This is a genomic window from Enterococcus saigonensis, assembly GCF_011397115.1.
In the GTDB taxonomy this organism is placed as follows: Bacteria; Bacillota; Bacilli; order Lactobacillales; family Enterococcaceae; genus Enterococcus_C; species Enterococcus_C saigonensis.
Window position 1 is genome coordinate 487,175 of sequence record NZ_AP022822.1, and the last position, 12,983, is coordinate 500,157.

At 35.9% G+C, this 12,983-nt stretch carries 11 protein-coding genes; 4 read left to right on the forward strand and 7 right to left on the reverse strand.

Going from position 1 to position 12,983, the window contains the following annotated elements:
• The first annotated feature begins 65 nt into the window (after positions 1 to 65).
• On the forward strand, positions 66 to 1,085 hold the full coding sequence (locus tag EsVE80_RS02190; protein WP_173102267.1) for a serine hydrolase domain-containing protein: 1,020 nt from the start codon (positions 66 to 68) through the stop codon (positions 1,083 to 1,085).
• A gap of 91 nt (positions 1,086 to 1,176) precedes the next feature.
• Positions 1,177 to 2,133: a mannose-6-phosphate isomerase, class I gene (manA, locus tag EsVE80_RS02195; protein WP_173104105.1), complete on the forward strand. Its 957-nt coding sequence runs from the start codon at positions 1,177 to 1,179 to the stop codon at positions 2,131 to 2,133.
• A 185-nt stretch (positions 2,134 to 2,318) separates the two neighbouring features.
• Here the strand turns inward: manA and EsVE80_RS02200 are convergent, their stop codons facing one another.
• The 3 genes from EsVE80_RS02200 to EsVE80_RS02210 all read right to left on the reverse strand — a co-directional run bounded on the left by EsVE80_RS02200 (position 2,319) and on the right by EsVE80_RS02210 (position 6,184).
• Positions 2,319 to 2,567 (reverse strand): DUF5316 family protein, encoded by a 249-nt coding sequence (locus EsVE80_RS02200; protein ID WP_173102268.1) that lies wholly within the window; start codon positions 2,565 to 2,567, stop codon positions 2,319 to 2,321.
• A gap of 163 nt (positions 2,568 to 2,730) precedes the next feature.
• On the reverse strand, positions 2,731 to 3,750 hold the full coding sequence (locus EsVE80_RS02205; protein WP_173102269.1) for a LacI family DNA-binding transcriptional regulator: 1,020 nt from the start codon (positions 3,748 to 3,750) through the stop codon (positions 2,731 to 2,733).
• A 166-nt stretch (positions 3,751 to 3,916) separates the two neighbouring features.
• Positions 3,917 to 6,184, reverse strand: coding sequence for a glycoside hydrolase family 65 protein (locus EsVE80_RS02210; RefSeq protein WP_173102270.1), 2,268 nt, complete (start codon positions 6,182 to 6,184; stop codon positions 3,917 to 3,919).
• Between the two features lie 340 nt (positions 6,185 to 6,524).
• Here EsVE80_RS02210 and EsVE80_RS02215 point away from each other — a divergent pair, with 340 nt between their 5' ends.
• The gene (locus tag EsVE80_RS02215) at positions 6,525 to 8,705 is read left to right on the forward strand and encodes a PTS transporter subunit IIBC (protein ID WP_173104106.1); all 2,181 of its coding nucleotides are present in this window, start codon (positions 6,525 to 6,527) and stop codon (positions 8,703 to 8,705) included.
• Positions 8,706 to 8,809: 104 nt separating this feature from the next.
• A complete protein-coding gene (locus EsVE80_RS02220; RefSeq protein WP_173102271.1) occupies positions 8,810 to 9,622 on the forward strand; it encodes an endonuclease/exonuclease/phosphatase family protein in 813 nt (270 codons plus the stop codon).
• 41 nt (positions 9,623 to 9,663) lie between these two features.
• Here EsVE80_RS02220 and EsVE80_RS02225 read toward each other — a convergent pair whose 3' ends face one another.
• From EsVE80_RS02225 to EsVE80_RS02240, 4 genes are all read right to left on the reverse strand, one after another.
• On the reverse strand, positions 9,664 to 10,341 hold the full coding sequence (locus EsVE80_RS02225) for an HAD family hydrolase (RefSeq protein ID WP_173102272.1): 678 nt from the start codon (positions 10,339 to 10,341) through the stop codon (positions 9,664 to 9,666).
• Between the two features lie 66 nt (positions 10,342 to 10,407).
• A complete protein-coding gene (locus EsVE80_RS02230; RefSeq protein ID WP_173102273.1) occupies positions 10,408 to 11,205 on the reverse strand; it encodes an ElyC/SanA/YdcF family protein in 798 nt (265 codons plus the stop codon).
• Positions 11,206 to 11,365: 160 nt separating this feature from the next.
• A complete protein-coding gene (locus tag EsVE80_RS02235) occupies positions 11,366 to 11,998 on the reverse strand; it encodes an NAD(P)H-binding protein (protein ID WP_173102274.1) in 633 nt (210 codons plus the stop codon).
• A 109-nt stretch (positions 11,999 to 12,107) separates the two neighbouring features.
• On the reverse strand, positions 12,108 to 12,764 hold the full coding sequence (locus EsVE80_RS02240) for a cyclic nucleotide-binding domain-containing protein (RefSeq protein ID WP_173102275.1): 657 nt from the start codon (positions 12,762 to 12,764) through the stop codon (positions 12,108 to 12,110).
• Positions 12,765 to 12,983 lie beyond the last annotated feature (219 nt).

Sequence of the window (12,983 nt, forward strand, 5' to 3'; positions counted from 1 at the left end):
ATTTCATTAGCTCAGATTTTTTTATTAAAAAATATTAAAGAAATGGCAAATTTAAAGGGGATTAAATGTATACAAAAACTAAAGCTTTGATTAGACAGCAATTACAAGCAGGTGTTTTTCCTGGTGTAGCTTTTGCTTTTATTGAAAAAGACCAGATAGATGAAAATATATGGGGCAACCAGATGTTAGTACCTGATAAAGTACGATTGCAAAAAGATACGTTATTTGATGTTGCTTCTTTGACAAAAGTAATTTGTACTACAAGTGCTATTTTGCGCCTCGTGGAACAAGAGCGGCTGCAAATTGATCAACCGTTACAAAAGTATTTAACAGCTTTTCAAAATCCGCAAATTACTTTACGGCATTTATTAACCCACACTTCAGATATAAAGACGTGGATTGCTAACCGTAATCAGTTAAAAAAAGAAGCGTTAAAAGCTGCCTATTTAAAATTACAACCGGGGAAAAATATTGGGAAAGTTGTGCAATATACAGATGCAGGTACAATATTACTGGGATTTTTGCTAGAAGAAATGTACCAAAAGACAACGGTTGAAATTTTTCGTACTGAAGTTTTGGTACCTTTAAAAATGCACAATAGCTTCTTTTTGCCTCCTGAGGCGATCAAAGAAAAAATAGCACCAACAGAAGTTCTCCCAGATGGCATGGTGCTACAAGGGGAAACTCATGATCCAAAGGCAAGAATTCTAAAAGAAGAGGCAGGAAATGCAGGGTTATTTACTAATCTATCTGATTTAGAAACTTTTGTACAAATGTATTTGAATTGGGGGTCAGATTATTTAAAAAAAGAAACCATAGCTAAACTTTTATCAGATCAAACACCAAAAAAAACTGGCGGACGTTCTTTAGGATGGGATTTGAAATTTACTGCTGATGAAAATAAGCATCCTTTGTTATTTCATACGGGTTACACGGGGACCTTCATGTTAATTGATCCCGAACAGTCCAGCGCATTCATTTTCTTGAGTAATCGTGTCCATCCGGTAGATAATCGGAATTTTTATTTGAAAAATAGAGATGAAATCCTCGCATTATATTTAAAAGAAAAGGCTCACAAATCTTAAAAAGTGGTATAATATTTCAAGACAAGTTGTTATGGAGAAGAAAATTGTCTTTTTTAACACAAGATGAAACATTACAACTAGGAGGAAATTGATAATGGAACCATTATTTATGAAACCAGTTTTTCAGGAAAAAATTTGGGGAGGCAATCGACTACATACAGTTTTTGGTTTTGATTTGCCCAGTGATAAAATTGGAGAAGATTGGGCAATTAGTGCACACCCTCACGGCGTCAGTGTTGTTGAAAATGGTGCATTTGCAGGACAAAAACTAGATGATTTATGGCAAAATCATAAAGAGTTATTTGGTAATCCAGTTGAACCTGTCTTTCCTTTATTAATTAAAATATTAGATGCTGAAGATGAATTATCTGTTCAAGTTCATCCAGATGATGAATATGGGATGAAACACGAAGGTGAGTTAGGAAAAACTGAATGTTGGTATATTATTGATGCTGAACCTGGGGCTGAAATTATTTATGGTCATCATGCCCAAACAAGAGAAGAATTAGCGCAAATGATTCAAGATGAACGGTGGGATGATTTGTTAACCCGCGTGCCAGTGCAAAAAGGTGATTTTTATTATGTACCAAGTGGAACAATTCATGCGATTGGTAAAGGAATCATGATTTTAGAAACACAACAAAGTTCAGATACCACTTATCGTGTGTATGATTATGGTAGAAAAGATGCTAGTGGAAATACCCGTGAACTACACATTCAACAATCGATTGACGTAACGACTGTGCCAGCTCGTAAACCAGAATTAAATGTAACTGAAGTAAAAGAAGGCAATTCCAGCATTATTACTTACTTAAAAACAGATTTTTTCAATGTTTACGAATGGCAAGTTAAAGGTGAGTTACACTTAAGAGCACACGCACCTTACACCTTGATGACAGTGATTGACGGCTTTGGTCAATTAAGTGTTAACGGTAAAACATATGAAATGCCACTAGGGACTAGTTGTATTATCCCAAATGGCATCGCTGAGTGGGTAATTAAAGGGGATTGCAGCATTATCGCTTCAGAACCAGGGGTAAAAGAATAATATTTTAATAGAGGAGAAATCAAGAGATGGTTTCTCCTCTATTTTTTGCAAAAAAATACACTGTGTTACTAAAAAGTAATAAAAGCAGCTGGCGAATTTTTTGCTGGAAATCACAGAGCTAGTTTATTGCAAGAAGTACAGTATTCAAATTAGAGTGTTATTTTATGGGTGGCAAGTTGCAATCGTCATGTAAAATTAAGAATTAAAAAAGGAAGTGCGAAAAGAAATACGTATAAAAAGGAGTCCTTGTTATAGCCTGTACCGCTGCTAGTATTTGCGCGCATACGGTCACCGGAAATAAGTACCCCGGATAAAGCCAGACTTACAAATAGAGAAATGTAACCGATATATTTAATCAAGGTATGATAGCCTAAAGCATGACAAATGGCTGACAAAATAGAGCTGCCAATTAAAATAAAAAATATTTTTTTCATAATTTCAATCCTCGTATTTTTTTCTTCAGTGTAACATATTCATAATTATTTGTTATTAAAAATATTAAAAAAAGCTGCTAACAATAATACTCTTTAAATGTTAACGTTTATGATCTAACATTTAAAGAGTATTGGATTTAGCATGCTTTTTTACTGTTTTTTATTAAGATAATTTGGTTAAATCTAAAACGGTTTCTCGTTGGATAAGTTGATGAGGAACAATAACTTTAATTCCATCTGTAATGTGCTGATTAATTTGTTCAATTAATTTTTGAGTTGCCATTTTTCCTAGCCGGGCTACATCAATATCAAGGCTAGTGATATACGGATGAACAAGAGTTGAAAAAATTGAATTATTGAAACTAATTAAAGATAAATCATCGGGGATTTTTTTACCGTAAATTTGAGCTAATTGCATAATTCGCATTGCAAACAAATCATCAATAACTACCAAAGCTGTTGCTTTGGTATCTTCTAAAATATCTTCAAAAGCAACATAATCTTCAGGAGTTTCAAACTTAACCGCTGTATGTGTCGTAAGATTGGCCATCATTAAAGCTTTTTGATAACCAAAATAGCGCTCAAAATAAAGATTTTCTCGCGTTGTATTTGTAGCAAATAAGATATTGCTGTGCCCACGAGCAATTAAATATTCTGTTGCTTGTTTTCCAAGTAATTGATTGTCATTATCAACAAAAACGATTTCGCTTTCGTTTTGATAAGGTTGCCCGATGAGTGTAAAAGGAATTTTATTGTCAAACAAGTAGGCAATAACGGGATCGTGATTATCAGAATAAGTTAAGATGAAACCGTCCACTTGTTTTTGTAGATGCATTCGTTTGACATTTTCTAAAAGAGTCTCAAAATCTGGTGCCGAAGCAACAGCTACAGACATCTGATACGTACTCGCTTCTTCGTTAACCGCTTCGATTGTCTCTAAATAAAAAGGGTTCCCTAGACGTTCTTTTGAATCTAAAGGAGGCAAAATAATGCCGATTGCGCTAGCAATTTGTTTCCCTAGATTACGCGCTGTCACGTTGGGAACGTAGCCTAAGTCTTTCATAACTTTCCGGACTTTTTTCTTAGTTTCTTCGGAAATACTGGCATGGTCATTGATGACTCGAGAAACCGTCGAAGTAGCTACGCCGGCTTTTTTGGCGACATCTTTTACAGTAATGCTCATTGGTCTCCCCCCTGTTTTGTTTTGAAATAACTTCTTTTGCTATCATAGCAATTTTGATGGTAGAAAACTAGCCAAATTCGTTATTCTGGATAGAGATTTTCTAGCTTTTATTGTCCTCGCTTAATTCAAAAGGAAAACGCCCGCAGTTTGCGGGCGTATGAATAACTTAATGGGTTATCGGCGCTGTGATTTCGTCTGCTAACTCATAATTTTTATTGTAGAGAGTTACCGCAATTTTATCTCCTGCAATAAGTTTTAACGTTACGTGTTCTTTAGTGACAGTCACAGCTAACAGTCTGCCGCGATAATTGATATGAAAAGCATAACTGTCCCATTTACTTGGTAAAAATGGTGCAAAACGCAATGTTTTTTGATCGGTTTTCATTTGAGCAAAACCTTGTACGATAGCAAGCCAGCTACCAGTCATTGACGTAATGTGCAAACCATCTTCAGTATCGTTATTATAATTATCTAAGTCCAAGCGAGCGGTACGTTCATACATTTCCAATGCCTTTTCTTCCATTCCTAGTTCGGCTGCCAAAATCGCATGAATGCTGGCAGATAGAGAAGATTCATGAACGGTCATTGGCTCGTAGAAATTAAAGTTTCTGCGTTTTTCTTCCATAGTAAATTGATCAGAGAAATAATAAATTCCTTGTAAAACATCTGCTTGTTTGATAAAACAAGAGCGCAAAATTTTATCCCAAGACCAGTGTTGATTTAAAGGTAAGTCGGTAGGATCTAAATCAGCTACAGGCATTAAGTCCTTATCTAAGAATGTATCGTGTTGAACGAAAACGCCCAGTTCATCATCAAAAGGTAAATACATATTCGTGATAATAGCTTCCCATTTATCTTGTTCTGTCTTACTTATGGTAACAGGAGTATCATTTTCAAAGCGACGATAACTTGTCAAAGTATATTTCATACACCAAGCCGCCAACATATTGGTGTACCAGTTGTTATTAATATTGTTTTCGTATTCGTTAGGACCAGTTACTCCGTGAATCATATATTTTTGGTGCCGTTTTGAATAATGAACGCGATCTGCCCAAAAACGAGAGATAGCTGTCAAAACTTCTAAGCCTTCTTTTTGTAAATAAGTTTCATCACCGGTGTAGTTTGTGTAGTTGTAAATCGCATAAGCGATAGAGCCGTTTCGATGAATTTCTTCAAAAGTGATTTCCCACTCGTTATGACATTCAATTCCAGTAAAAGTTACCATGGGATATAAGGCACCAGCTAAACCTTGTTTTTGTGCATTAATATGTGCCTCTGGTAATTGATTGTGACGATATTTTAAAAGGTTTCTTGTTACGTCTGGTTTTGCTAGCGCCAAATAAAGGGGAACGGCATAAGCTTCGGTGTCCCAGTAAGTTGCGCCACCGTATTTTTCACCAGTAAAGCCTTTAGGGCCAATATTTAATCGTTCATCATCGCCATAATAGGTTGAAAATAGTTGGAACAAGTTAAAACGAATTCCCTGTTGTGCTGCAGGGTCGCCATCAATCACAACGTCTGCTAGTTCCCAACGTTTCTGCCATGCTTCAATTTGCTCTTTTTTTAAAGTATCAAAAGATTCATTATAAGTAGCTAATAATTCAGCAGCCTTAGTTACTTGATGTTCTTCAGCAATATCTCGGCTAGTTAAAATAATAACTCGTTTTTCAAAGCTAATCGTTTCACCGGCTTTAACTTCATAGGAAAATGAATCCGAAATTGCTAAAGGTGCAGTAAGCGTTTTAAGCGAATCTCGATTGTGTTTCATCATAGCTGTGATGCTGAAACGTTCAATTCCAAAGTTATTCGGTATTGTTTGAACCGTTAAATAGGTGCCTGTATTTTTTTTGCCACTGGCTTTTTCTTCCCAGAACAGTTCATCATAATTACTGTCTTCATTTCGAACATTACTATCTAATGCGGAGTCAATGGTAATTGTAGCGCTACCTGTTATTACTTCTGCCGTAACTTTTAATACTGCCAATTCCTTTTTAGTAATTGATAAAAAGCGTTCAAAGTTGAAACGTACAGTCGCATTAGCCACTTTCACAGTAAAACGACGGGTTAAAATACCATTTTGCATATCCAGTTCTAAATAAAAGTCTTCATAAGGAATAGTTGCTAAGTCAATAGTTGTATTATTGACCTTAATAGTTAAGCTCAAAAAATTAACGGCATTGATTACTTTTCCAAAGTAATCAGGATAACCATTTTTCCACCAACCAACTCGCGTTTTATCCGGATACCAAACGCCGGCTAAATAAGTCCCTAAATGATGGTCTCCAGAATATTGTTCTTCAAAATTTCCGCGCATTCCCATATACCCGTTTCCGATACTGGTTAATGATTCTTGTAAGCGTCGGTTTTGTTTATCTAAAGTTTTCGTAGCGATTTTCCATGGATGAATGTCGAATAAACGCTGTATCTGTTTCATTTTATAATCCTCCCTGTGTGCTTTTGTTAAGTAAATAATAAACGCAATCGTTTGCGTTAGTCAAGTGATAATTTGCAAAAGTTTGCAAGAAATTTATGACCAGTGTCATAAAAAGTTATCTTTATAAGAAATTATTTGGTTTCATCTATCTACGCTGGATAAAAAAGTTCGTAAAAAATATTCTTGTCTAAAAATTAAGTTTTGACTTTACAGCAAAAAAAGTCTTCGCTATAATAATTACAACGAAACCGATTGCATTACAATTTGCAATTGTGAATAGTCATAGATGCACTAATAAAAAAGGAAAGTAATAGAGGAGTGAAGAGAAGTGAAAGAAAATCTGAAAAAATTAGTTAGTTTTGAGTTTTGGCAAAAATTTGGGAAAGCATTAATGGTTGTAATCGCAGTTATGCCTGCAGCAGGTTTGATGATAAGTATTGGAAAAACGATTCCAATGATTAATCCAGATCTGGCAGCTTTAGTTACAACCGGGGGTGTCATTGAAAATATTGGCTGGGCAATTATTGGGAATCTACATATTTTATTCGCATTAGCCATTGGGGGAAGTTGGGCAAAAGAAAAAGCAGGTGGTGCTTTTGCTGCAGGCCTATCGTTTATTTTAATCAATCGGATTACAGGTGCAATTTTTGGCGTCACAAGTGATATGCTTGCTGATCCAGAAGCAATGACGAAAACTTTATTTGGTACTAAAATTATGGTAAATGGTTTTTTCACGAGTGTCCTAGAAGCACCTGCGTTAAACATGGGGGTTTTCGTCGGTATTATTGCGGGATTTGTGGGTGCAACTGCGTATAATAAATATTACAATTTTCGGAAATTACCAGACGCGCTGGCTTTTTTCAACGGCAAACGTTTCGTGCCATTTGTCGTTATTTTCCGTTCTATTTTGGTTTCGTTAGTTTTAGCAATTGTTTGGCCAATCATTCAAGCAGGGATTAATAACTTTGGTCTGTGGATTGCTCAATCACAAGAGACAGCACCGGTTTTGGCGCCGTTTTTATATGGGACATTGGAACGTTTACTGTTACCATTTGGCTTACATCATATGTTAACAATTCCGATTAACTATACGGAATTAGGCGGGGCTTATACGATTATGTCTGGCGCACAAGCAGGGCAACAAGTTTTTGGACAAGATCCTCTGTGGTTAGCATGGGCTACTGACTTAGTAAACTTAAAAGGTCAAGGAGATATGTCACAGTATGAATATGTCTTGAATCATTTTACACCAGCACGTTTTAAAGTTGGACAAATGATTGGTGCTTCTGGTATTTTGATGGGATTAGCTTTTGCGATGTATCGGAACGTTGATAAAGATAAACGTGGGGCATACAAATCAATGTATCTTTCAGCAGCACTGGCAGTTTTTTTAACCGGGGTAACTGAACCCCTTGAATTTATGTTTATGTTTGCAGCCGTACCCCTTTACGGTGTTTATGCGGTTATTCAAGGTGCGGCCTTTGCAATGGCTGATATCGTTCATTTGCGGGTCCACTCATTTGGGAATATTGAATTATTGACACGGACACCGATGGCGCTAAAAGCAGGTTTAGGCGGTGATCTTTTTAACTTTATATGGGTGACAATTGTCTTTGGTGTTGTCATGTTTTTCATCGCTAACTTTTTAATTAAGAAATTCAATTTTGCTACACCAGGTCGTAATGGAAATTATGAAAATGATAATAAGACAGACCCAGGTACAGGAGAAGTAACCGCTGACGGTTCCCTTGATCCAAACTCACAGATCGTAAAAGTGATTAATCTATTGGGTGGAAAAGAAAATATTGTGGATGTAGATGCATGTATGACACGTCTGCGAGTTTCAGTCAAAAATCCCGCTCAAGTTGGCACGGAATCAGATTGGAAAAATGCTGGAGCCATGGGATTATTGGTTAAAGATAAAGGTGTTCAAGCCGTTTACGGTCCTAAAGCTGATATTTTAAAATCTGATATTCAAGATGCTATTGATTCTGGGGTGGCAATTCCTAAAACAAATGCAGTAACAGAACATACCACAAAAAAATTACCAAAAGAATTTAAGGGAATAATCGAGCCAATCATCAATGTAGCTGATGGTAAAGTGAAAGATATTACCGAAGTAAACGACCCTGTTTTCTCGCAGAAAATGATGGGGGACGGTTTTGGCGTAGAGCCAACTACTGGAATTGTTTACGCTCCGGTTTCTGGAATAGTTACAAGTGTCTTTCCAACTAAGCATGCGCTGGGATTACTAACGGATAATGGTTTAGAAGTATTGGTGCATATGGGAATTGATACTGTTGATTTAAAAGGGGCGCCATTTACGGTTAATGTCAAAGATGGTGACAAAGTTTCAGCTGGTGATAAAATTGCTCAAATGGATTTAGCAGCAATTCAAGAAGCTGGTAAACAAACAACAATTATTGTTGTCTTTACCAATGCAGACGAAATTAAATCTGTAACTTTAGAAAAGACAGGTGAAATTTTGAGTAAGACAGAAGTTGCAAACGTTGAATTGTAAAGAAAAGATTGCGCTCAAAGACGATGTCTTTGAGCACAATCTTTTTTCTCTGCCATTAAAAAATGTGCTATTCTCTAATAAGATAGCAAGATAGGAGTAATGAAATGAAATTATTAACTTTAAATTGCCATAGTTGGTTGGAGGAAAATCAAATAGAAAAATTAACACAACTCGTTGAAAATATTGTGAAAAATGATTATGATGTCATCTGCTTACAAGAAGTCAACCAATTGCTTACAAGTAATGGAGCTATTTTGAATGATTGGTTTATTCCTAGTACTACTGATGCTGAGATTCATGAAGATAATTTTGCATTGCGCCTACAAGAACAATTGCAATGCTTAGATAAGGAATATTATTGGTCTTGGTGTTATAACCATATTGGCTATGGTCGATTTCATGAAGGTGTAGCAATTTTAGCCAAGGCACCTTTTATTGCCAAAGATGCTTTAATATCAGAAATACAAGATGTAGCAGATTATCATACACGCAGAATTTTAACTGCCTTAACAGAAGTTGACGGGCAATTGGTTCAAGTTGTCAGTGGTCATTTTTCTTGGTGGGAAGAAGGCTTTCCTTTTGAATGGAGACAAATTCAAACCTTTTTGGCAGATAATCCCTATCCGTTAATCTTGATGGGAGACTTTAATAATCCTGCTGATAGCAATGGGTACAATCTTATCATGAAAAGTGGTTGGCAACTTCAAGATAGTTTTCGTGCTGCAAAACAAACAAGTGGAGAAGAAACAACATTAGCAAAAATTGCAGGCTGGGAAGAAAGCAATGGCGAAAGAATTGATTACGTCTTTTTAACGTCAGAATTTAAAGTGTTAAATCACCAAGTCATTTTTACTGGTAACAAAACGCCTCTTATCAGTGACCATTTTGGTGTTTTTGTTGAAGCACAATGGAAATAAAAGAGCAGCGGACATAGGGTTATACCTAGTCCACTGCTCTTTTAAGTGAATTGGTTGATTAAGTTTGTTAAAGCAGGATCAGTAAAATCTTTTATTGCAAGGGTAACGCCAGGAAACTTGGTTAAAGTTTCTATTTTTTCCGAAGTAGCCACCGCAACAATTTTTGCAGCAGTTGCATGGTAAGCGCTTAATAGTCCGGCTGGAGCATCTTCAAAAACCACACATTCTGTAGCAGGTAAATTTAAGCGTTGCGCTCCTTTTAAATAAGGGTCAGGGTCAGGTTTGCTAATCATGTTACCATCATCATAAACTACCTTCTCCATAGTAAACCAGCGTTTTAGATTTAGCGTTTCAAAATAAAAATCTAAATTAGTCTTTCCAGAAGCTGTAGCGATGGTAAAAGGAATTTCTTTTTCTTGTAATAATGTCAAAAACTCTGGTACACCCTTTAAGAGGGCATAATTTGGATCCGCTAGGCAAAGATTGCGGTACAATGCTTCTTTTTTTTCGGCATAGTCTGCTACTTCTTGGAATGTTAAGGGACGTTTAAAAACATATTCTAATGTGTGCTGGGCGTTTTTGCCGTGAAAATATTTTGCAAAATCTGATTGAGAAATAGGATTTCCTGTCACGTTGGTAATAAATGTTTGCCAAGCATCTTCATGTTTTTTTGTATCATCAATTAAAGTGCCGTTAAAATCAAAAAGAACCCCTTTCATAATAGCCTCCTTAGTATAAAAAAATTTTGTCTTACTAGCAGTTAATTCTGTTTTGTTTCTAAAAAATTACGTCTTCAATTCCTTGGCATATAAGGGATTAGCAGAGCGAATTTTATTGGGGAATGCTTTAATAAGGCGAGAGTAGGCAGCTAGGACATCTTTAGGAATAAAAACTGGTGCAATGAAATTTTTTCCAGCCGGTCCATAGCCGGTGGGGGTATTTTGTAAGCGACTTATTTCCCCTAGTAATAAAGTGATATATGTATCTAGATCCCACATTCCCATTAGTTCACGGTCAAATTGAAGCTGATTTTCTTTCAGGATAACTTTTATTTCATAACTCGCGTAATTAACAATCGTAATTTCAGGCGCAAATTTTTGTAGTGTAGCCCCCATACGTCGTTGCATCGTAGCATCTTGGCATAAAATTACGGACCCATGCGGCAAATGATTATCCGTCAGTATTTTTAGCATATTCGTAATGTTATTGCCACAATTTGTTGATTGTACTTCTACATAATCTGCTGTTTGTCCCGTTTTTAATTGTAACAGTGCATTGAACATTTCTGCTTCACTAACGTTTTTTGTTTTTATTTGGTGATAATTGAGCTTAATTTGATGTCTTAATGATTCAGTGGTATGGCCTTGTCCACCGACGATTAGATAATTTTTCGCAATTTTATTTTCCATCGCCGTAATCATTGTCGCAACACCACCTAAAATAGACCCACCGAACAAAACGAAAGCATCCGCTTTTGGAAAGTTGTATTTTTCCTGCAAGCTGTTTTGTGTTAATGCTGTAAGATCGCGTTGACTGCAAAAAGTACCTAAAAGGTTAATATCATCAGCAAGTGTGTATGTCATTGACTACCTTCCTTTACGTAAACAGACATAAAAAGAGTTTTAAGGTGAATAAATATATTTATAATTCACACAATGCTCTCTTGTTTTTATTATACGCAAAAAAGCAGAACGAGGGGAGCTCTGCTTTTTTATTTATCGTTTTTTATTTATTGAAATTAGATTAATACCAAGCTGGCATAGGTCCATCTGTCCCAGGTTTATTAATGCCAATTGATTGGTTAGTATAACGTGTAGGATTATTTATAATTTCTGTAACCAAAGTAGCAACACTCTTACGGGAAACCTCCGTCCCATTAAAAAGTTCTCCTTTTTGGGTTAATTCAAAATTAACTTCATCTTGATTTGTCAGCCAAGCAGGACGAATAATCGTGTAGTTTAAAGGAGAAGTTTCAATGACGTTTGCAGCTGCAGCATAAGTTTCAAGATAACCGCCATCTAACATTTCATGATTCCATTTACCAAAGTCTCCAGGGACTTCATCGTAAATACCTAGAGTTGAAATCCAGATGATACGTTTTTTATTTGCAGTTGTCATTGCTCGGACGATATTTTTTGCTTGGGCTTCAATATTTTGACCAGCTAAATTAGCATATACTATATCGACATCAGTTAATGCACGCGTAATCGCAGCAAAATTAGTTGCATCTCCTTCAATAACTTCTTCGTTATCTCCAATATTTTCGATTCGGCTAGCGTTACGCAAAAATAAGCGAAGACTCACGTGTTTTGTTGCCAACATTTCCCGGACGAGTTGGGCAATTTTTCCGTTGGCGCCTAAAATCAAAATTTTCATTTTTCTCACCTCAAAAAAAGCCTATACCTCATTTTGTAGGAAAACAAAAAATTCGTCTCTTGAAAAAGAGATAATGCGACAAAAAAAGAACAGTGTCGTATTAAAATTTTTAGATAGTTAGAGCGCGTAATTCTTTTCGGTTTAAAATCAAGTAGCCGCCGCGAACTTTTTGTAAAATTTCTTGCTCTTTAAAATTAGTCATCGTACGTAATAGGTGACGGTAGCTAACATTTAAAATAGCCGCACAATTGTTCAGCTGAAAAGAAAAAAGTTCATCTTTTGCATGTTCCAAAATAAAACGGGCTAATCGCGTTTCGACTGGTTCACTCAAGGAGCTGGCTAAGTTAATTCCTGAGTTTAAGCGGTAGCTAAGCAGTTGACAGGTATGTTTCAAAAAGCGCAAATCATTTTGTAAAATAGTCCGATATTGTTTTAAATTCACGCAAACACACGTGCAAGGAGTCATAGCTTTAACGCTACTACTAGGTGTTGTCGCCCATAAAGAAGAAGCTTCGCCGATAATAGTTGCTTCATAACAATAATTAATACAGATGTTTTGCGTATCGTAGGTATAAGAATAAACCATGGCTGTACCTTCAACGAGAAAGTACAAGTATTTAGAAGGTGTGCCAGCTTGTATGAGATCTTCATCTTTTTCGAAAGTACATAAAGTCGCAATGGAAAGTAAATCGGTATCTAAGTAATCTTGTAAATTATTGATTGCAATGGCTTCTTTTAACTGGTCGTTATCAAATAATTGTTTCATAAAAGCTTCCTTTCTCGCAGGGAAGTATTGTTATTTTTGATTATAACGACAAATAGATAAAAAAGCATCCCTTTTTGCATAGATGTTAAGGTAATGTTCGGATTTTACCTAAAATTTACAAAAAAATTACCGTGAAAGTGACACAGGTCATTTTTGTTTCAAATAATTCTTGCTATTATGTGGAAGCAATATAAATCATATTTCCAATAGGGGGAGAAA

Excerpts from the sequence above, each read along its gene's own strand:
- EsVE80_RS02190 (WP_173102267.1), top strand. The coding sequence starts at position 66 with ATGTATACAAAAACTAAAGCTTTGATTAGACAGCAATTACAAGCAGGT.
- EsVE80_RS02200 (WP_173102268.1), bottom strand. The coding sequence starts at position 2,567 with ATGAAAAAAATATTTTTTATTTTAATTGGCAGCTCTATTTTGTCAGCC.
- EsVE80_RS02205 (WP_173102269.1), bottom strand. The coding sequence starts at position 3,750 with ATGAGCATTACTGTAAAAGATGTCGCCAAAAAAGCCGGCGTAGCTACT.
- EsVE80_RS02210 (WP_173102270.1), bottom strand. The coding sequence starts at position 6,184 with ATGAAACAGATACAGCGTTTATTCGACATTCATCCATGGAAAATCGCT.
- EsVE80_RS02220 (WP_173102271.1), top strand. The coding sequence starts at position 8,810 with ATGAAATTATTAACTTTAAATTGCCATAGTTGGTTGGAGGAAAATCAA.
- EsVE80_RS02225 (WP_173102272.1), bottom strand. The coding sequence starts at position 10,341 with ATGAAAGGGGTTCTTTTTGATTTTAACGGCACTTTAATTGATGATACA.
- EsVE80_RS02230 (WP_173102273.1), bottom strand. The coding sequence starts at position 11,205 with ATGACATACACACTTGCTGATGATATTAACCTTTTAGGTACTTTTTGC.
- EsVE80_RS02235 (WP_173102274.1), bottom strand. The coding sequence starts at position 11,998 with ATGAAAATTTTGATTTTAGGCGCCAACGGAAAAATTGCCCAACTCGTC.
- EsVE80_RS02240 (WP_173102275.1), bottom strand. The coding sequence starts at position 12,764 with ATGAAACAATTATTTGATAACGACCAGTTAAAAGAAGCCATTGCAATC.